This window comes from Yersinia sp. Marseille-Q5920, from assembly GCF_946902935.1.
Classification (GTDB): domain Bacteria; phylum Pseudomonadota; class Gammaproteobacteria; order Enterobacterales; family Enterobacteriaceae; genus Yersinia; species Yersinia rochesterensis.
This window is the reverse complement of sequence record NZ_CAMPQA010000006.1, coordinates 216095-237160: the sequence shown is the minus strand read 5'-3', so window position 1 is coordinate 237160 and position 21066 is coordinate 216095. Positions and strand designations below refer to the sequence as shown.

Sequence of the window (21066 nt, the reverse complement as noted above, 5' to 3'; positions counted from 1 at the left end):
TTATCCATTTGACCTCACAGGATAATTTGAGGTTTTTCCTAAACTGCCGTCCACTCCATAATGCTCATTGAAACTATATTGTTACCAATATATAACAATCTAGCAATATATAGATGAGAACTCAGTCTCTACGGTTTTTCATTTCTGAGTTTATGTTGGCATGGAAGTTTAACAATATGGTAGATGGATCAATATGGTTGAAACAACATCATTAGAGACGAGCGCAGCATCACAATCAGCACGTTTGACAGAGAAAGCGGATACCCGGCAGAGAATTCGAGCTATCGTCGGTGCTTCCTCGGGTAATTTGGTTGAATGGTTCGACTTTTATATTTATTCGTTTTGTGCCCTTTACTTTGCACCGCTTTTTTTCCCTAGCGATAATCCGACCACTCAGTTAGTGCAAACTGCGGGTGTTTTTGCCGCAGGTTTTTTGATGCGCCCTATTGGTGGCTGGTTATTTGGTTATATTGCCGATAAACATGGTCGTAAGCTCTCCATGCTTATTTCTGTCTACATGATGTGTGCTGGCTCGTTAATGATTGCCTGCCTGCCAACATATGCTTCTATTGGTAGCCTCGCTCCTATTTTGTTATTAATTGCTCGCTTATTCCAAGGTCTATCAGTCGGTGGCGAATACGGCACCAGTGCTACCTATATGAGTGAAGTGGCAGTGAAAGGGCGCAAAGGTTTTTATGCTTCTTTCCAATATGTCACATTGATCGGCGGACAATTACTGGCATTATTAGTGCTGGTTTTGTTACAGCAAACTCTATCATCTGAAGTATTACATAGTTGGGGCTGGCGGATTCCTTTTGTGCTTGGGGCATTGCTGGCCGTGGTTGCACTTTATTTACGCCGTTCATTGAATGAAACTTCAGATGAAAAGACCCGTAACAAGAAAGATGCCGGTAGTTTGAAAGGGCTGTGGAAGCATCGGCGAGCCTTTATTATGGTATTAGGTTTCACTGCTGGCGGTTCACTGTCTTTTTATACTTATACGACTTATATGCAAAAATATTTAGTCAATACGGCTGGGATGGATGTGAAAACAGCCAGTCTGGTAATGACAGCGGCATTGTTTATTTTCATGATAATCCAACCCTTATTTGGTGCATTATCCGACCGTATTAGCCGGCGTACATCTATGCTGACTTTCGGTTTATTATCTATGCTACTCACAGTGCCTATTCTCCATGCGTTGAAAGGTGTCACCAGCCCTTATATCGCCTTTATGCTGATTGTCACCGCACTAATTATTCTCAGCTTCTATACTGCTATTGGTGGATTGCTGAAAGCCGAGATGTTCCCACCGGAGGTCAGAGCACTGGGGGTTGGCTTATCCTATGCGGTCGCCAATGCTATGTTTGGTGGTAGCGCTGAATATGTCGCGTTATCTCTCAAATCTTTTGATATGGAAAACAGTTTCTTCTGGTATGTCTCAGCCATGTGTTTCCTCACCTTCCTGGTTTCATTACGTTTACACCGCAAAGGGCAGGAGGTTGAACTATAAAGGGCTAATGTTGCGTACAACTGAAGCCACAATAAGATGGCTTCAGTAAGTATTGGCTAAATAACGTTGAATGGTCGCCAGTAATTTCCCTGTTCCACAACATGTATCATTATATCCTTCGGTATGTCGACGGTTAATAACCCGGTCATGGGGGCAGCCGCCATGACAAATAGAAAACCACTCGCAAAGTTGCATTTTTTCAGTCGCATTTTTTTCCTCATTGATGACTTGTTGATTATGCGATGAATGAGCTAAAAGATCCGCCAGGTCAGTATTTAACAAAGATCCATAGATGCTACCTTTATCACCCACATATTTGTCGCAGGGAGAGATGTCACCATTGGGTTCTAAGGTGATAATTTCTTGCGAGCAATTGCCAGACCAATAACATGCGGAAGGTTTATTTTTAGCATCTTTCAATACACGAATAAAATCATCAAAAACAGCAATATGTATTTTTCCCTGATAACCGTTTACCCAAATAGTAAACAGCTCTGATAGAAACTGGATAAATTCAGCATAACTGATAAATTCTTCGCCAACATACTGCCCTTTAACGAGTCTATTATCAGGAACTATATTAAGAAACTCAATGTGGGTTAATTCTATTGAGATAAAATAGTCCAACATCTCTTTCATGTCAGTTTTATAAACTTCTCGGTCAACAACAATAAGAGCACCATATGGAATATTATACTCGAGAAGTTTTTTTATTCCTTTGGCTATGCGATCAGATGTCTCTCTGCCTCGATAGTCTACCCGCCGTTTATCATTTACTGCTGGTACTCCATCAAGACTAATTCCGACGTTCATGCCAATACCTTTAATAAATATTAACCACTCATCTGAGATATTAACGACATTTGATTGCATGGTGTTGGTTATATATTGCTCTGGCCGCTTGAATTGTTGCTGCAACCAAATAAGTTTTTTAAAAAATGCTGGCTTTAGTAGTGTGATTTCACCGCCATGCCAGACAAACTCAAATCTATTTACATTAGGAATGGCCAGGATCTGCCGTACTGTCCGGACGAGGGTATGAAATAACACCGTCTGATTGGGGCCTTCTGCCCATGAGTGGCAGTAGGTACAACGAAGATTACATAAACGGGTTGCCTTTAACACAACAACCAGTTTTTTTGCTTTAATAGCTTTCACTGAAATACTTTTTTTTATCTCTTCGTTGAATGTATCTAGCTCATCACTATCGAGTAATTTTTTTGCTGGTATTTTACCAATAAGATAAGATGATAGTGTTCTGTATTCACATGTATCGAGCTTTTCCAGTTCTTTAAGACCTATATTATTTATCTTAGTGCAATCAATGAATTTTACCGGAATTATATTATCCATAGCATATTCCTATTTGTTCATGTAAGTTTTCCATCTCTCATGTTTATTATTCTGTTGCCATATGAAGAAGCTTCATCTGAATGTGTAACCATAATAATAGTTGTACCTTTTTGGTTTATATATTTTAATTGCTGTAATACAGAAAGGGCATTTTTACTGTCTAAATTGCCAGTAGGCTCATCAGCCAAGAGCAATGCAGGGTTAGATACCATCGCTCTGGCGATGGCGACTCGTTGTTGTTGACCGCCTGAGAGTTGCATTGGTTTATGATTTTTCCGGTTATCAATATCGAACAGGTTTAAAATTTGGTTAACTTGTTCGGTACGTTCCTTTTTACCAATGCCCCGATATTTAAGTGGTAAGGCAACGTTGTCAAAAATAGATAAGTGTGAAATGAGATTGAATGATTGAAATATATAACCTATTAATAATCGTCGTAATATTATTTTTTGTGAGTAGCTCATATCAATAATGTTTTTTTTCGCCAGTGTGAATGAACCATTATCAAGAGAGTCAAACAGACCGATGATATTAAGTAATGTGGATTTTCCTGAGCCTGATGGCCCCATAATAGAAACGAAATCACCTTTTTCAACGCTGAAGCTAAGATGATTAAGAACCTTGGTTTTAATTGTTTTGGTGGTATAACACTTTTCAGCATTTTGTATATTTAGCATGTTATTTGAACTCAATAATATCGTATTCACTATTGTTAGTTTCTGGGGGGGTGACAATGATTTCCCCAACCTTTATTCCTGCTATTATCTCTGTTTTCATCGGGCTTCGACGATCTATTTCTATTTTAGATTTAATAGCTAGATCATTTTCTGGCTGATATATATAGATGAAATTATTTCCATCATCATCGGAAATGATACTATCAGTTGGTACCATCAATGCAGAGCTGTTTTTTTCTTGTAGTGGGATTTGTATTTCAATAGATTGCCCTCTTTTAAGTAGGGAGGTAGTGTCATGTAGTGGGATTAGTTTTGCTTTGAATTTACCATTTTCAACAATAGTGGATACTGATTCAATAAGTAGTGGTGTATCTTGACCATTTATTACTGCCAATATTTGGCTTTGTGGCTTAATTTTATCGAGGTAATATTCACTGAAATAAACATTAAAATAATATGATTTAAGGTTGTCGATAATTGCAATTTTTTCGCCGGGTTTTATTTGTTGACCCAGTTCTACATCAAGGATAGATAAAACCCCATCAATTGGAGCTTTTATAACTAATTGTTCCATCCCGTTTTCGATGATATCCATCATTCTCTCCAGTAATAATATAGAATCATCTATCCTCTTGAATTGTAATGGGAATGATTCTTTATTTTTATTATCATGATCTTTTAAAATTTCACTTTTTATTTGCCAGTTTTTTAACATACCGACTTGGTTTTCCAGTTCGGATTTTGCAATCATTGATTTCATGTCGAGGACTTGATGCCTGGCTAAATCTCTCGACATAGTCGTTATTTGATGCTGAGCCTCTTGTAAATTAAGTTTTGTCTCTCTATTATCTTGTTCCAATTGTATTTTCATATTGCGTAGATTGCTTATTTGCTCGGTAATATTTACTATTCTGGATGTCGTTTCCAGCATAAAATCGTAGTTAGATAAACGAATAATGACATCGCCTTTCTCGACAGTATCGAAAGCCTGTTTGGCGACTTCAGTGACTTTTCCTCCTCGTTCACTTGATACAATCATACTTTCTTTAGGTACCGCGATAGCTCGGGTTGTCAGCACATCTTGATACACTTCTGCTTCAATAGTATGGAAAACAGCATTCTCTCGTGATATGAGTAAAGACCGCTGAGCGGTAGATAAACAATAAATATAATAAAGACAAGAAATAATAGCCAATAATACGAAAAAAATAATTAACTTAGCAGTCGTGTTTTTATTTTTTCTCTGCTCAATATTTATATCCATGATGTTATTTCTTCTTCTGACTATTTAGTGTATTACTATTGAAAATAAGTGTAGTAGTCATAACGATAATTACGCATAAAATAAAAGTAATAAATGAACCTGTCGCATAAACATAAGATAACCCTTTAATTACACTATATTGTGCCAGCCAATTATGCAATAACATAAAACCGAGAGGGAGTGATATTATTACTGCTATGACGATAGGTATAATGTTCTGCTGTATAAAGAAAATAATATGCGTATAAATTGATCCGCCAATAGACTCCATTATTGCTAGTGTTTTTTCGAGCCGTTTGGTCTCTGAGGTGCTGATTATTATTGTGCTTATTAATACTAATGTGACTGTAAATAATGTTACCGTGTTGATCGTATCATACATAAGTATATTATTACTGAAATATTCTTGGTGTAAGTTGCTGACTGATTTTATATGCTCAGTATTAACGTGATAGCGTTTTAATATTTTCTCTATTTTCCCGATGTCTTGAATGTTTTCAATTTTGACAGCACCATAGCGTTGGGGATTGTTTTGAATAAGCATAAGTAAGGGAGGCGCTGTCTCTTCTCTATCTGCCAGATAAAAGTCATCGATCACATTCAGTACCCTAACTGATTGTTGCGAGTTATTCTCATTAATATAAAAAATAGTATTCAGTATATGGTCATAGGACTGTTGTCCCATTAATGTCATAAACGATTTCGTGGCGATTGCATGGTAAATGTTGCTATTATCACTGGGTAATAATGGGCTTTTGTCCCCCGCTAGAATATTTACTCCCCAAGTATTAATAAAATGCTCATTTACCTTTAGGATGTTAACTGTGGCTAGTTTGTCTTTTTCTTGCTGATTACTATGGAATACAGAAGTATTCTGCCGAGACATGTCAAATGGCCGCCAGTTACTCAGCGAGATACTATTAACTCCAGCTGCATTCCTTAATTCATCTTGTAAATTGTTTATTGCGGTTTTTGATTTTAATTCGTCACTTAGTATAAATGTTATTACATTTTCTTTTTCATAACCAAAATTGTAATCTTTCATAAAATGAATCTGTGTCATTATACCCGCCCACAGGTATATGATGATACCTGCAATAATGATCTGCATGCAGAACATAATACGAGTCATATAGTGTGACTGAGATGATTGTGCAGCAATGCTGTTGCTATAGGTATTATTAGGCAAAGTCAGCGTCAGCAAAAAAAGGTAGTGGGCGAGTAAAATAGCTGCGTAAGTTAGCGCGGTAGTAATAGATAACGCGGTTGAGAAGTCATAATTGCCATGAGTAAAGATAAGCTCTCTGGCACTATCGGAAAATTGCACGAGTGACATCAAAATAAAAAGAGCAGCTAATAGTACAAATGCAGTTTGGAATGTAGCAATAAAAAATGCTTCTGTGATTAGCTGATAACGGGACGCACCAATGGCTTTTTTTATATAGAAACTGTTTCTCTTCTTTGTATTTATCACATTGTTAATATTGAAGAAATTCATTGTCGTAGCAAAAAAAACAAATACACCTGAGGCGTATAAAATATTTAAGTATGAGCTTGAAACTACTGTGCTAATTTCATCAGGCAATGCATTGTCATAATGGATATCAGCAATATTACGTGCTGAAAGCTGAATGAATTCTTCTGGACTAAAAGGGGCTCCTGGAAGCTGTGGTGCGTGCTGAATAACGTGAGAATTTAGTTGCTCGGAGGTGGGGCTGATCCCAGATTTCATCGTGATAAAAGCGTAGGCATGGGTATCATACCAATCATGTCTTTTATCGTGGTAACCATCCAATATTTCAGGAGCGAATGCGATAACTGCAGTCGTTTTAAAACGGCTGGATGGATTAAATTCAACAACATCTTTAATAAGAAATTGGCCTTTATCACCTAACGTTATGACATGCCCTTGAGGGTTATCCAGATGAAGATATTGTCGGTTAAACTCAGGGGTAATGATAATTTCATTCTGTGCCAGATAGAGTTTTTTTTGTTGATAGGGATTTAATGTGTTAAAAAAATCGGTGCTAATTGCATAGATATCAATATTTGAATACGTCTTATCATTGACATGTAGGTTGGTGAAAATACGTGCGATGTAATCAATCTTCTTGATATCTTTATCATTTCTTAATACGGAAATAAGTGGGAATGGAACTTGTGCTGACTTCACTTCATCGCCGTTAGGTAGATTAAATGATGTTTCTATCCGATATATATCTTTATAGTTACTATTATGTTTCTCAATACGAGAGTCTGTTAAATAAAGAAACAATACAAAAAATAGTGAGATCAATCCTATAGCCGTTATTAGTATTGCTAACAGGCTTGATACTGGGCTTAGCTTCAGATCATTAAAAAATTCACTTGTTAGCATGGAAAGTATCTCACTGATTTTAATAAAATAGAGTGGTGGTGTTATTTTTTTCTAAAATTCATCAAACGATAATGATCATTATAATTAAGATGCTACTAATAGCATCTTAATTTGTTTTAATTAAAAGTATCATTGTTTGATTTATTGTTGTGTAAAACTTTTTGACCAATTCCAGGCGGTTATTTGGTTGTCGGCGTTGCTGCGTTTTAGATTTTCTATTTCATGGTCATTTATAGAAAATAAATTATTTTTAAATGATTGTTCTAACGACTCTAACTTAGTCTTTAATGCCATTAAATGAGCATTATTTATTCTTTCATTTGATTGATTCGACGTAAACATATGAATATCCTTTTAAGTTTATTCCTTTTTTGTGCTGCTCAGCCTCAGTGAGTGTTGAACTATTTATTTGTAATTCTTTTCTCCGATTTTATCAATGTTTTTTTCATCATGCTTTTTATAATGATTTATTAATTATGTTATTAAACTAAAGGATTATTAGTTATTGGCGTAACGAGAGTAAGCTATATATCTTAAATAAAATAAAAAGCTCCCGAAGGAGCTTGAGGTTAATGGCAAAGTGCCTGTAGCCGGTGAAAACAGGCAGATCGTAAAGACGCCATACTTCTTTTGTTAAACAAGCTTCCCAGGGGGGCGAGCTGCGCCATCCTTGGCGCGGACGCTTTACTCTTCTACCTACCGTCATCTTGCAAGATCGAGTTATCGAGGTTTGTCAGCAGTCCGAAGGAGCTTTAAGTTTTCTATTATTGTTGATCGGCTGAGTGATATCCGTTAGCGATGTAAATATTCGGCATGGAAACGCAGATGATCTTCAATAAATGTCGCTATGGTGAAATAGCTATGATCATAGCCCGGCTGAATACGCAAGGTCAGAGGCCAATCACGTTGACGTGCCAACTCGGCTAATTTTGCCGGTTGTAATTGATCGGCAAGGAACTGATCGACATCTCCCTGATCCACCAACATCGGCAACTGGGTTTCTGCATGTGTTAGTAAATGGCAGCTATCATATTGTAACCATTGGCTTTCATCTGCACCCAGATAGGCACTAAAGGCTTTACGGCCCCACGGAACCTGACACGGATTGACTATCGGCGCGAAAGCTGAGGCCGATTGATATTGCTGCGGGTTACGCAGCGCTAACATCAGCGCACCGTGCCCGCCCATTGAGTGACCACAGATAGATTGACGTGCACTGACACTAAAGTGCTGACCAATCAATGCAGGCAACTCCTGGCTGATGTAATCATACATATGAAAATGTTCAGACCAGGGAGCTTGCGTTGCATTGAGGTAGAACCCCGCTCCCTGGCCTAAATCATAGCCATCATCATTAGGAACATCATCACCACGTGGGCTGGTATCCGGCATCACCAGCACCAATCCTAGCTCAGCCGCGATACGCTGTGCGCCCGCTTTTAGCGTGAAGTTTTCATCATTACAGGTTAGTCCCGATAGCCAGTAAACTACCGGCGGCGGGTTATCATCCCGTGGTGGTGGCAGATAGATGCTGAAAGTCATATTGCAATTCAGGCTGCTGGCGGCGTGGCGATAGCGCTGTTGCCATCCGCCAAACATCCGGTGCTCTTCGAGAAGTTCAAGTGACGTATTCATGCCTTCTTGCCTTACTTGTTTTGTAAAGAATGGTTTTGCGAAGATTGATCAAAATGAATCACGGTACGGATGGATTTGCCTTCATGCATCAAATCAAAGGCTTCATTGATTTGGTCCAATCCCATGGTATGGGTGATGAAGTCATTCAGGGCGAACTTCCCATCCAGATATTGCTGCACAATGCCCGGTAATTCTGAACGGCCTTTTACCCCACCAAAGGCAGAACCACGCCAGACGCGGCCTGTCACCAATTGGAATGGACGGGTTGAGATCTCTTCACCGGCACCGGCGACACCAATAATCACTGATTCGCCCCAACCTTTATGGCAGCACTCTAAAGCTGAACGCATGACATTGACGTTACCAATACATTCGAATGAGAAATCTACGCCGCCATCGGTCAACTCGACAATCACATCCTGAATAGGTTTATCATAATCTTTCGGGTTAATCAGGTCCGTCGCACCCAGTTTGCGGGCCAGCTCGAATTTACTGGTATTGAGATCGATACCGATAATGCGACTGGCACCGGCCATCTGTGCGCCAATGACCGCAGACAAGCCAATACCACCCAGCCCGAAGATAGCTACAGTGTCACCCGGTTTTACTTTGGCAGTATTGATAACTGCCCCCATGCCAGTGGTGACGCCACAACCGAGCAAGCAAACTTCTTCTAATGGCGCTTCTTTATTGATTTTTGCTAGTGATATTTCTGGTACCACTGTCAGTTCGGAGAAAGTTGAGGTGCCCATGTAATGGAAAATTGGCTGGCCATTCTTAGAAAAACGCGTGGTGCCATCAGGCATTAACCCTTTGCCCTGTGTGCTGCGGATTGCTTGACACAGGTTGGTCTTACCAGAGCGACAGAATTTACATTCACCACATTCAGGTGTGTACAGCGGGATCACATGATCACCCACCGCAACACTGGTCACGCCTTCGCCAATTGCTTCTACAATACCGCCACCTTCGTGACCCAGAATAGCTGGGAATACACCTTCAGGATCTTTGCCCGATAAGGTATAGGCGTCAGTGTGGCAAACCCCACTGGCGACGATCCGCACCAGGACTTCGCCTTTTTGTGGTGGCATTAAATCGACTTCTTCAACGGATAGCGGCTGGTTTGGCCCCCATGCGACGGCGGCGCGGGTTTTAATCATCTTCATGGTGTTGCTCCTATAGCTTCTGTGTAATGAGTGTTATATAAATATATTCTTTATGTATCATATATGTTTCATGTGATCGTTACCGATAACAGCAGACGATACTTGTATAAATTATGACCGGAAAAAGTAGCTCTGCCCGCTCAATTACTGAGTTTCAATCTGTTCAATGATTAATTCTTTGAGGGCGTGAACATTAGGGCTAAAGGCATCTTTACGCCAAATAAGCCAGGTTGCCGTCTCGGCAATATCGGGTGGCAGGTGGTGCACCTGTACTCGCTCGTGGCCGGGTAGTAGAGCCAATACTGAATGCGGTATCAGCGCTAACCCCGCTCCGCTAGCCACACAAGCTAGCATGGCGTGGTAGGACTGGATTTCCATGATATGTCCAGGTAAACAGCCCGCCTGACGGAACCAGCTTTCCAGCTGTAGCCGATATGAACAACTGGGACGAAAAGCAAACAAAGTTTCATCCACGGCATCACGGGCTTGCAGAATAGGTCGGTGATCCAGACAGGAAATGATCACCAATTGCTCCTCGAAAGAGCGGCAACCATGCAGTTCATCATGCTGCACCGGGCCATCGACCAATGCGGTCGCCAGTGTTCCGGCTCGGACTTGTTCAATGATTTCGCCGGAAGTCCCGGTGGTCAGTGATAAAGAGACCTTGGGATAGCGCTGGTGATAAGCCGCGAGCAGATTGGGCAGGCGAGTGGCCGCAGTACTTTCCATCGAGCCGAGAGGGAAATTACCGGCAGGTTCACCTGCATGAGTAATGCTCATGGCCTCCTCGCTCAGCGCCAGAATTCGGTTGGCATAGCAAAGAAAATTGTGACCCATGGGCGAAAGGCGCAGGCGCTGTTTTTCACGGATGAACAGGTCTGCACCCAACTCTATTTCAAGCTGGCGCAGGCGTGTCGTCAAATTTGAGGGGACGCGGTGCATCTGCTCCGCTGCTCGGGCAACGGAACCTGTTTCTGCTACACAACAAAACATGCGCAGCTGGGTCAGATCCATAGGTGTTCTCTTTTTGTGATGAACTTAGTGACTATTATTCATTTTTTGTGATTCTAATGCTCAGGCATGATATTCGCAACTTTCTTTTAACAGATTGTCTGCGGTAATGAGCTGACAGAAATAGATAGGCGGGGCTGATGGCATTAAGAATTGCATTGAGTGGCTTTCTGGCATTAGTGGTGGCTATGGGGATAGGGCGTTTTGCTTTCACTCCCCAAGTGCCACTGATGATAGCGGAACATCAATTCACCCTGACCGGGGCAGGGCTGGTTGCGGCAGTTAATTATCTGGGATATTTATTTGGTGCTTTTGATGCCATGCGGGCCAGCCGCCATGTTGAACGCCGCTTATGGCTAGGGATATGGGGCGCGGCGGCGTTGACATTGCTATCGGCGTTTGTTGACGGGCCGTGGTGGCATGGTGTGGTACGTTTTGCTATTGGCTGGGCCAGTGGCTGGTCGATGGTGCTGGTTGCCGCCTGGACCAATGAGCGATTGGCACATTTTGGCCGCCCTGCGCTGAGTGCGGCTATCTTTGCTGGGCCGGGGGCTGGCATATTCATCAGCGGCATGTTGGCTGTGCTGATTCATAGCTATGGCTTATCGGCGGGAGAAGCTTGGCTAGTGTATGGCGTATTGGCGTTGATTATTGTTGCTGCCATTAGTATTAATTTACCGCGCAGTGGGGAATTGCATCGTCCTCATCTTGCCGCTGTGCCACTGACTTTAACTCCAGCACTGAAACGGTTGGTGTGGAGTTACAGTCTGGCGGGGTTTGGCTATATTTTACCCGCCACGTTTTTATCGCAGATGGCCACTGCCCGTTTCCCTGATAGTCTATTTGCGCAGTTTGTCTGGCCTGTTTTCGGTGGTGCCGCCGTGATAGGTATTACCCTAGGTATCCTGACGCGCCATTGTTTGACATCACAAACACGGCTGGCATTAACCCTGTGGGTACAGGCCTTAGGGGTGCTGTGTGCAGAATGGGTGCCAGGTGTGAGCGGACTGGCATTGGGTGCTGTATTAATCGGCGGTGGTTTTTTGAGTGTCGTCCAACTTTCTTTGCAACATGGTCGCGAATTGGCCCCGGAACACACCCGGTATATGGCCGGTTTATTGACCACCGGCTATGCTATCGGGCAGTTGGTTGGGCCGATATTATCCGCGATTTCGACCGCATTGACCCACCGGTTGGAACCCGCATTATATGTCGCAATAGTGGCACTGATGATTGCCGGGGCTTTGGTGATTAAAACCCCAGCCCGTGCGCGGGAGATTGCTGCTCATCCAGACGCAACAATTTCATCATGATGAAAGAGCCGCTGCAGATGAATAACAATCATCGGATATCAAGAACAATCACTGGATAATCATTTTGCTCTCAACTAAAGTGGAGAGCAAAATCTGAACGTGATCTACATCATGTTTATCTCGCTCAGACACGTATGCCTGTTGGAGAAAAGAATGTCATCGCTGAGTAAAGAAGCTGAGCTGGTTCATGAAGCACTGCTGGCCCGTGGCCTTGAAACCCCATTGCGCAAACAAGAATTAGATGCCGAAACGCGCAAGACCCGGATTCAGGAACATATGACGCAAGTTATGCAATTGCTGAATCTTGATTTATCTGACGATAGCCTGGCTGATACACCCAGACGTATCGCCAAGATGTATGTTGATGAGATTTTCTCCGGACTGGATTACGAGAATTTCCCTAAAATTACCCTGATCGAAAATAAAATGAAGGTTGATGAGATGGTTACGGTGCGTGATATCACCCTGACCAGTACTTGTGAACATCATTTTGTCACTATCGATGGTAAAGCAATAGTGGCCTATATCCCGAAAGACAGTGTGATTGGTTTATCCAAAATCAATCGTATTGTGCAGTTTTTCGCCCAGCGCCCACAAGTACAAGAGCGGCTGACGCAGCAAATCCTGCTGGCCTTGCAGACCTTGTTAGGGACAAATAATGTCGCTGTTTCTATTGATGCCGTGCATTATTGTGTGAAAGCGCGTGGTATTCGCGATGCGACCAGTGCGACCACCACCACGTCATTGGGCGGGTTGTTCAAATCCAGTCAGAATACTCGCCAGGAATTCCTGCGCGCTGTTCGTCATAATAGCTAATATCACCACGGTTAATTAGCCTTTTGCCAAAAAGGGCACCATTGGGTGCCCCTATACAGGATGTCGGGTATGCGTCAACGCATCGCAACGTTAGACAGCGCGCGAGGTCTGGCCATTCTTGGCATTCTTCTGCTCAATATTAGTGCTTTTGGCCTTCCCAAGGCTGCTTATCTTAATCCTGCTTATCTTGGTCTTCCCTCTGTGTCTGATAGCTGGACATGGGCCATTCTTGATATTGTCGCTCAAGCAAAGTTCCTCTCTATTTTTGCCATTTTATTTGGTGCTGGCCTTGAACTGCTGCTTAAACGTGGCAAAGGCTGGATACGGGCGCGGCTTTCTCTCCTATTGTTATTAGGGTTGATTCACGGCATTTTCTTCTGGGATGGCGATATTCTTTTAGCTTATGGTTTGATCGGCCTGGTGTGCTGGCGAATGATTCGTGATGCTAAAGATGCAACCAGTTTATTGCGCACCGGGGCGGTGCTTTATTTGCTGGGGGTGGCGGTGTTATTGCTACTGGGTTTTGTCACCAGCGCCGAGCCGGGCCGCTTTTGGCAACCGGGGCCAGCAGATTTGCAATATGAGCAATTCTGGAAATTACAGGGTGGGGCGGAGGCTTGGAAAAACCGGCTGGATCTGTTGTCATCCAATTTGATTGCTATCGGCGCGCAATATGGCTGGGAACTGGCAGGCTCAATGCTCTTGGGGGCCGGGCTGATGCGTTGCGGTTGGCTACGTGGGGAATTCAGTTTGCGCCATTATCGGGTGCTGGCTGCTTGTTTGATACCGCTTTCATTAGTTATCCAAATACCGGGTGTGGCGCTGCAATGGTTGGTTGGATGGGATTTCCGTTGGACCGGCTTTTTGCTACAAGTGCCGCGTGAGCTGGGCGCACCTCTGCAGGCGGTAGGTTATTTGGCCTTGCTTTATGGCTTCTGGCCGACATTGGCGGGCTGGCGAGTTAGCCATTGGTTGGCACAGGTTGGCCGCATGGCACTGAGCAATTATTTATTGCAGACATTGATATGCACTTTTATCTTCTATCACCTCGGCTTCTATCAGCAGCTAGATCGTCTGCAATTGTTAGCTATCGTTCCATTGGTCTGGCTATGTAATATCCTCTTCTCCTTGTTATGGCTGCATTATTTTGCCCAAGGGCCAGTCGAATGGCTTTGGCGTAAATTGACCGCCTATGCTTGTGGTCAATCGTTACAGCCGCGCAACACCAAGTCTTGAATGCGTCTAAAACAGGATAATGATTGAACAGTTGCAAATTTGTATGTAAACGTTTTCTTTCTTGTGACGTATTTCACGTGGCAGTCTCAATAAACTGGGTAGGATAGGCCACCTGCCATGACAGGTTGTGCTTAACCTATGCATGGCGACTTATTGATAAAATAAGACTCACAGGATAAGGTCATGGCCGCTCTGCATTCAACTGGAAACAGTATTACTATTCGCGATGTGGCCTCACGGGCGGGCGTTTCGCTGGCCACAGTTTCAAGAGTGCTTAATAACAGCGCCTCTATTCGGCCAGAAACTCGGGCTGCCGTGCTGAAAGCGGTGTCAGAGCTGGGCTACCGACCTAATGCCAATGCACAGGCGCTGGCAACTCAAAGCAGTGATACGGTCGGTGTGGTCGTGATGGATGTATCAGATCCCTTTTTTGGTGCATTGGTGAAAGCGGTAGACACTGTTGCACAGCGACATCAAAAATATCTATTAATTGGCAATAGTTATCACCAAGCAGATAAGGAGCGGCACGCCATTGAGGTGTTACTCCGCCAGCGATGTAATGCTTTGGTGGTTCACGCTAAGGCATTGAGTGACGGTGAATTAATTGCCTTTTTGGACCAAGTTCCCGGCATGGTTCTGATTAATCGAATCATTCCCGGGTTTGAGCATCGTTGCGTCGGATTAGATAATGTTAGCGGTGCGCAAATGGCGTGTCGCCTGCTGCTCAAACATGGTCATCAGCGCATTGGTTTCCTCGGTTCTAATCACCCCATAGATGATGTAATGCAGCGCCAGATTGGGTACCTCAAGGCACTTGAGGGTGCCGGTATTACTGTACCTGATACTTGGCGCGCCTATGGTACTCCGGACTTAGCCGGAGGAGAGCGGGCTATGATTGACCTGCTGGGGCGCAATTTGCAACTCAGTGCAGTGTTTGCCTATAACGACTCAATGGCTGCTGGCGCACTGGCGGTGCTAAAAGAAAATGGTATCAGTGTCCCTGAGCAGTTTTCGCTGGTGGGTTTTGATGATATCCCGATTGCTCGCTATACCAGCCCTAAATTAACCACAGTCCGCTATCCTATTGTTTCTATGGCAACTTTAGCCACAGAGCTGGCGCTTGAAGGTGCCAGCCGTGCGCCAGACTCACATGCGGTCTATTGTTTTAATCCTACACTGGTGCCCCGGCATTCTGTCGCAATTTGTGGTGTCGCTCACTAGTTCGGTATTTATTCTTGTGTAACCGTTTTCAATCTGTGAGAAAATTCACAGATTCTTAACAACGGCCCGTCTATGCTCTAGTTGTTTTCTACCTGAATGTATCAATATGTCATCAGTTACCGGATAAAAAAATACACGGTAGCGGGTTTTAGAATAGCGATTTACAAACGCGAGTTCCGCAAACGACGAGTTTGTAAATGACATGGTTTTTGACGACTCAGGCAGCTTTTCGGAGTGGAGTGTGTTCAAGGACGAAAGATATGAGTGTCAGCTGCTTTGAACGATGGGTTTTTCTCACGTTAAGGCGATGGTGTTATCACCCTGTACTACCCTACATAAACCCGGAGATACAAATGAATAAGAAGGTTTTCACATTAGCGACTCTGGTTGCCAGCATGATGTTCGGCGCGGCGGCTCAAGCTGATACCCGTATTGGTGTCACTATTTATAAATATGATGACAACTTTATGTCCGTGGTCCGTAAAGCTATCGAGAAAGATGCTAAAGCATCTCCTGATGTTACCTTACTGATGAATGACTCTCAGAATGACCAATCCAAGCAAAACGATCAAATCGACGTGTTGCTGGCGAAAGGCGTAAAAGCGTTGGCAATCAACTTGGTTGACCCAGCCGCAGCGCCGGTGGTTATTGATAAAGCCCGCGCAAACGATGTTCCAATCGTGTTCTATAACAAAGAACCTTCACGCAAAGCGCTTGATAGCTATGACAAAGCTTATTATGTAGGGACTGATTCCAAAGAATCTGGTGTTATCCAGGGTGAGTTAATCGCCAAACATTGGCAAGCCAATCCAAATTGGGATTTGAACAAAGACGGCAAAATTCAATTTGTGCTGTTGAAAGGCGAGCCAGGTCACCCAGATGCAGAAGCTCGTACCACCTATGTTATCAAGACCCTTAACGAGAAAGGCATCCCGACACAACAATTGCAGTTAGATACCGCAATGTGGGATACCGCACAGGCTAAAGATAAGATGGATGCGTGGCTATCTGGCCCGAACGCCAACAAAATTGAAGTGGTTATCGCTAATAACGATGCCATGGCAATGGGTGCAGTGGAAGCATTGAAAGCGCATAACAAAACCAGCATTCCAGTCTTTGGTGTTGACGCCTTACCAGAAGCATTAGCTCTGGTGAAATCAGGTAAAATGGCCGGTACTGTTCTGAACGATGCCAACAATCAAGCTAAAGCGACCTTTGATCTGGCTAAAAATCTGGCCGATGGCAAACCTGCTGCCGAAGGCACTAAATGGAAAATCGAAAACAAAATCGTACGAATTCCATATGTAGGTGTTGATAAAGATAACCTGGCTGAATTTACTAAATAATAGCCAGTAGCCGTGATGGGATGTACCCACAGCAGCTCTAACCGCTATGGGTAAAGACGTTATTAATAACCTTCTGGCCCCGTTCTTGGGTGACCAGCACCGGGGTGGAAGGTTTTTTTGCATTGATCCTTATTTTGAATATGCGCTAAACGACTGGTGCTGTATATATCCAGGACGTCAGTGGCAATTCTTAGCCAGGTACAACTATGGCCGATATTAATACAGCACAACCTCGTGAGTGGTTGCTGGAAATGAGTAATATTGATAAATCATTTCCGGGCGTAAAGGCGTTAGATAACGTAAATCTTAAAGTGCGGCCAAATTCGATCCATGCCTTAATGGGAGAGAATGGTGCAGGTAAGTCAACGCTATTAAAATGTCTGTTTGGTATCTATAAAAAAGACTCTGGAAGTATTATCTTTCAGGGGCAAGAAATAGAATTTAAAAGTTCTAAAGAAGCATTAGAACATGGTGTTTCTATGGTGCATCAGGAGTTAAACCTGGTATTACAACGCACCGTAATGGATAATATGTGGTTGGGGCGTTATCCAACTAAGGGTTTCTTTGTCGATCAAGATAAAATGTACAAAGATACCAAAGCAATCTTCGATGAATTGGATATTGATATTGATCCACGCGATAAAGTTGCCACTTTATCGGTATCCCAAATGCAAATGATCGAAATTGCCAAAGCTTTCTCTTACAATGCCAAAATCGTCATTATGGATGAACCCACTTCTTCATTAACTGAGAAAGAAGTTAATCATTTATTTACGATTATCCGCAAATTAAAAGATCGCGGCTGCGGAATTGTTTATATCTCCCATAAAATGGAAGAAATATTCCAGCTGTGTGATGAAATTACTATTTTGCGCGATGGTCAGTGGATTGTGACCCAACCACTGGAAGGGCTGACCATGGACCAGATAATCTCAATGATGGTCGGGCGTTCACTGAGTCAACGTTTCCCAGATCGCCTTAATAAGCCCGGTGAAGTCATTCTGGAAGTGAAAAATCTGACCTCACTGCGCCAACCTTCAATCCGTGATGTGTCCTTTGATTTGCATAAAGGTGAGATTCTGGGAATTGCCGGGTTGGTGGGGGCAAAGCGCACCGATATTGTTGAAACTTTATTTGGTATCCGCGAAAAAGTAGCTGGCACTATTAAGTTGCATGGTAAGAGTATTAATAATCACAGCGCCAATGAAGCTATTAATCACGGTTTTGCCTTAGTGACGGAAGAGCGCCGTTCAACCGGGATTTATGCTTATCTCGATGTTGGCTTTAATTCCCTAATTTCTAATATTCGTAATTATAAAAATAAATTTGGGCTGCTGGATAATACCCGCATGAAAAGCGACACCCAATGGGTTATTGACGCTATGCGAGTAAAAACACCCGGTCATCGCACCAGTATTGGTTCTTTATCGGGTGGGAATCAGCAGAAAGTTATTATTGGCCGTTGGTTACTGACTCAACCAGAAATATTAATGTTGGATGAACCGACTCGGGGGATTGACGTCGGTGCTAAGTTTGAAATCTATCAGTTAATGACTGAACTAGCGAAGAAAGACAAAGGAATTATTATTATTTCCTCTGAAATGCCTGAGCTATTAGGGATTACTGACAGAATTTTGGTAATGAGTAATGGTCAGGTTGCGGGAATTGTTGAAACAAAACAAACCACGCAAAATGAAATATTACGTCTTGCATCCTTGCATCTCTAATCTAGTCGAAGGTTCTTATTATGAATGCGTTAAATAAGAAAAGCATGCTCACTTACCTTAAAGAGAGCGGGATTTACGTCGTATTATTCGTATTGCTGGCAATAATTATTGTCAAGGACCCGACATTTTTAAGCCTGATGAACTTAAGTAATATTCTGACCCAATCTTCTGTGCGTATTATTATCGCGCTCGGTGTTGCGGGGCTGATTGTGACTCAAGGGACTGACTTATCCGCCGGTCGTCAGGTGGGGTTAGCGGCAGTGGTTGCAGCTACAATGCTGCAAGCCATGGATAACGTTAATAAAGTTTTCCCAGATTTGCAGACTGTACCTATTCCGATCGTTATTTTAACCGTGTGTTTGATTGGTGCGATTATCGGATTGGTCAACGGTATTATCATTGCTTACCTGAATGTGACACCATTTATTACCACATTGGGCACCATGATTATTGTTTACGGGATTAACTCCCTGTATTACGACTTCGTGGGCGCATCACCGATTGCCGGTTTTGACCCTGCATTCTCAACCTTTGCACAAGGGTTCTTGCGATTTGGTGATTTCAAACTCTCTTACATTACTTTCTATGCTTTGATTGCTATCGTTTTTGTTTGGGTACTGTGGAATAAAACGCGCTTTGGTAAAAATATCTTCGCCATCGGCGGTAACCCAGAGGCAGCAAAAGTTTCTGGTGTGAATGTGCCACTAAACTTAATCATGATTTATGCGCTGTCTGGTGTGTTCTATGCATTCGGCGGGATGTTGGAAGCTGGCCGTATCGGTAGTGCGACGAATAACTTAGGCTTCATGTATGAGTTAGACGCAATCGCCGCTTGCGTGGTCGGCGGGGTGTCATTCAGCGGCGGTGTCGGTACGGTTATCGGCGTGGTGACCGGGGTAATCATCTTTACTGTGATTAACTACGGGCTGACTTATATCGGTGTGAACCCGTATTGGCAGTACATTATTAAGGGCGCGATTATTATCTTTGCGGTAGCACTGGACTCACTGAAATACGCTAAGAAGAAATAATCGACCATTAGCAGTAAAAAAAGCCAGCCAGAGTCAAACTCGGCTGGCTTTTAATTGTCATTTTTTTCGTCATAATTGTCGAAAGATACCATGATGTCTGGCGCACTAGATTCAGTGAGCCGGATTACGCAGATAGATAATCCAGTAGGTCAAACCTACTAATAATCCGCCACCAATGATATTACCGAGAGTCACCGGAATAAGATTATCAATAATAAAATTAGACATTGTGAGGGCAGGGAATTGCTCTGGTGCTGCATTAATTGAATGCCAGAATTCAGGTGATGCAAAATCACGAATCACAATAGCTAATGGGATCAAAAACATATTAGCAATGCTGTGCTCAAATCCACTGGCAACAAACATGCCAATGGGAAGTAGCATCACCACGATTTTGTCTGTCAAAGTATGGCCTGAATAACTCATCCATACAGCCAGGCAGACCATCAGATTAGCTAATATCCCCAAACACACAGCTTCTACAAAGGTATGGTGCAATTTATGGTCGGCTGTTTGCAGCACATTTAAGCCCCATAAACCATTCGCCGCGGTATGCTGTCCAGCAAACCAAATCAGAGCAACAAAAAACAATGCGCCAATCAAATTACCAAAATAGACATTAATCCAATTGGCCATTAATTGCCGCCAATTTATCTTGCCGCTGGCTTTCGCTACCACAATCAACACCGTAGAGGTGAATAAATCAGCACCACAAATAATTACCAGAATCAGGCCGAGGGAGAAACATAAACCGCCGACTAATTTTGCCAGCCCATATGCCACACCTGCGGTGCCGGTGGTAGCTGTAATGTAGAAGACAAAAGCAATGGAGATAAAAACACCTGCTGTTATGGCTAAATAAAAGGTTGTGGCGGGATTCTTAGTGGCCTTATATATACCAACTTGCTCTGCAAGTTTTGCCATATCAACCGGAAGTCGTAGATCAAAGGGATTTTCAATACTCATTGATAACTCCTTGTTGCTTATTTTATTGTTAAGATAAAAATAAATATTTATTTTAGTGACAGGAGTTTCATGCATTTTCCATACCATGAAACAGATGGGGCGATTATAAATTGGGTGATGAGTCAGATTAAGTATTTCTATTGGTGATTTTCAGTCAGTATTACTCATATCGTTATATAATAATCTATACATCGATGTGCCGGTGATGGATATAAATTGTCACGATATGTTTTAATGTAACTTAATGTTTTATTGAATTTTTAATCTGAATGAGACGTGATTTCAATCATGAATTGTCATAGGCTAATGTGGTGAAATAGTTTATTAATCCAGATCAAGCTTATCGTTGGTTAATATATATTTGTTCATTTCAATACATTAAAGTAGTTATCATCCATTTTTTGGGCTTAATTA

Annotated in this window: 17 protein-coding genes; 8 read left to right on the top strand and 9 right to left on the bottom strand. The window is 42.7% G+C overall.

Going from position 1 to position 21066, the window contains the following annotated elements:
• The first annotated feature begins 193 nt into the window (after positions 1-193).
• On the top strand, positions 194-1513 hold the full coding sequence (locus tag OVO64_RS11155) for an MFS family transporter (protein ID WP_038634396.1): 1320 nt from the start codon (positions 194-196) through the stop codon (positions 1511-1513).
• A gap of 42 nt (positions 1514-1555) precedes the next feature.
• Here OVO64_RS11155 and darE read toward each other — a convergent pair whose 3' ends face one another.
• From darE to ptrR, 8 genes are all read right to left on the bottom strand, one after another.
• Entirely contained in the window at positions 1556-2866 is a 1311-nt protein-coding gene (gene darE / locus OVO64_RS11150) for a darobactin maturation radical SAM/SPASM protein DarE (protein ID WP_267248770.1), read from the bottom strand.
• A gap of 17 nt (positions 2867-2883) precedes the next feature.
• Positions 2884-3543, bottom strand: a complete 660-nt coding sequence (darD, locus tag OVO64_RS11145) for a darobactin export ABC transporter ATP-binding protein (RefSeq protein WP_004388717.1) — start codon at positions 3541-3543, stop codon at positions 2884-2886.
• A gap of 1 nt (position 3544) precedes the next feature.
• A complete protein-coding gene (gene darC, locus OVO64_RS11140) occupies positions 3545-4807 on the bottom strand; it encodes a darobactin export ABC transporter periplasmic adaptor subunit (RefSeq protein ID WP_098081209.1) in 1263 nt (420 codons plus the stop codon).
• 4 nt (positions 4808-4811) lie between these two features.
• On the bottom strand, positions 4812-7184 hold the full coding sequence (gene darB / locus OVO64_RS11135) for a darobactin export ABC transporter permease subunit (protein WP_038634383.1): 2373 nt from the start codon (positions 7182-7184) through the stop codon (positions 4812-4814).
• Positions 7185-7325: 141 nt separating this feature from the next.
• Positions 7326-7526 (bottom strand): darobactin family peptide antibiotic, encoded by a 201-nt coding sequence (gene darA / locus OVO64_RS11130; RefSeq protein WP_032818984.1) that lies wholly within the window; start codon positions 7524-7526, stop codon positions 7326-7328.
• 450 nt (positions 7527-7976) lie between these two features.
• A complete protein-coding gene (gene fghA / locus OVO64_RS11125; protein ID WP_038634381.1) occupies positions 7977-8819 on the bottom strand; it encodes an S-formylglutathione hydrolase in 843 nt (280 codons plus the stop codon).
• 11 nt (positions 8820-8830) lie between these two features.
• Positions 8831-9985, bottom strand: coding sequence for an S-(hydroxymethyl)glutathione dehydrogenase/class III alcohol dehydrogenase (locus OVO64_RS11120; RefSeq protein ID WP_038634378.1), 1155 nt, complete (start codon positions 9983-9985; stop codon positions 8831-8833).
• 144 nt (positions 9986-10129) lie between these two features.
• Complete coding sequence (ptrR, locus tag OVO64_RS11115; RefSeq protein WP_145509579.1) at positions 10130-10999, bottom strand: putrescine utilization regulator PtrR; 870 nt, start codon at positions 10997-10999, stop codon at positions 10130-10132.
• 137 nt (positions 11000-11136) lie between these two features.
• Here ptrR and OVO64_RS11110 point away from each other — a divergent pair, with 137 nt between their 5' ends.
• The 7 genes from OVO64_RS11110 to mglC all read left to right on the top strand — a co-directional run bounded on the left by OVO64_RS11110 (position 11137) and on the right by mglC (position 19686).
• On the top strand, positions 11137-12309 hold the full coding sequence (locus OVO64_RS11110) for a YbfB/YjiJ family MFS transporter (protein ID WP_145509578.1): 1173 nt from the start codon (positions 11137-11139) through the stop codon (positions 12307-12309).
• A 153-nt stretch (positions 12310-12462) separates the two neighbouring features.
• A complete protein-coding gene (gene folE, locus OVO64_RS11105) occupies positions 12463-13125 on the top strand; it encodes a GTP cyclohydrolase I FolE (RefSeq protein WP_038634369.1) in 663 nt (220 codons plus the stop codon).
• Between the two features lie 69 nt (positions 13126-13194).
• Positions 13195-14361: a DUF418 domain-containing protein YeiB gene (yeiB, locus tag OVO64_RS11100; protein WP_267248769.1), complete on the top strand. Its 1167-nt coding sequence runs from the start codon at positions 13195-13197 to the stop codon at positions 14359-14361.
• A gap of 183 nt (positions 14362-14544) precedes the next feature.
• Positions 14545-15582: an HTH-type transcriptional regulator GalS gene (gene galS / locus OVO64_RS11095; RefSeq protein ID WP_038634364.1), complete on the top strand. Its 1038-nt coding sequence runs from the start codon at positions 14545-14547 to the stop codon at positions 15580-15582.
• Between the two features lie 353 nt (positions 15583-15935).
• Positions 15936-16928 carry a galactose/glucose ABC transporter substrate-binding protein MglB gene (gene mglB / locus OVO64_RS11090; protein WP_038634361.1) on the top strand — a complete coding sequence of 331 codons (993 nt, stop codon included), beginning with the start codon at positions 15936-15938 and terminating at the stop codon, positions 16926-16928.
• Between the two features lie 206 nt (positions 16929-17134).
• Positions 17135-18655, top strand: a complete 1521-nt coding sequence (mglA, locus tag OVO64_RS11085; RefSeq protein WP_038634358.1) for a galactose/methyl galactoside ABC transporter ATP-binding protein MglA — start codon at positions 17135-17137, stop codon at positions 18653-18655.
• Between the two features lie 20 nt (positions 18656-18675).
• Entirely contained in the window at positions 18676-19686 is a 1011-nt protein-coding gene (gene mglC / locus OVO64_RS11080; protein WP_038634355.1) for a galactose/methyl galactoside ABC transporter permease MglC, read from the top strand.
• Between the two features lie 111 nt (positions 19687-19797).
• Here mglC and focA read toward each other — a convergent pair whose 3' ends face one another.
• Entirely contained in the window at positions 19798-20652 is an 855-nt protein-coding gene (gene focA, locus OVO64_RS11075; protein ID WP_120011186.1) for a formate transporter FocA, read from the bottom strand.
• Positions 20653-21066 lie beyond the last annotated feature (414 nt).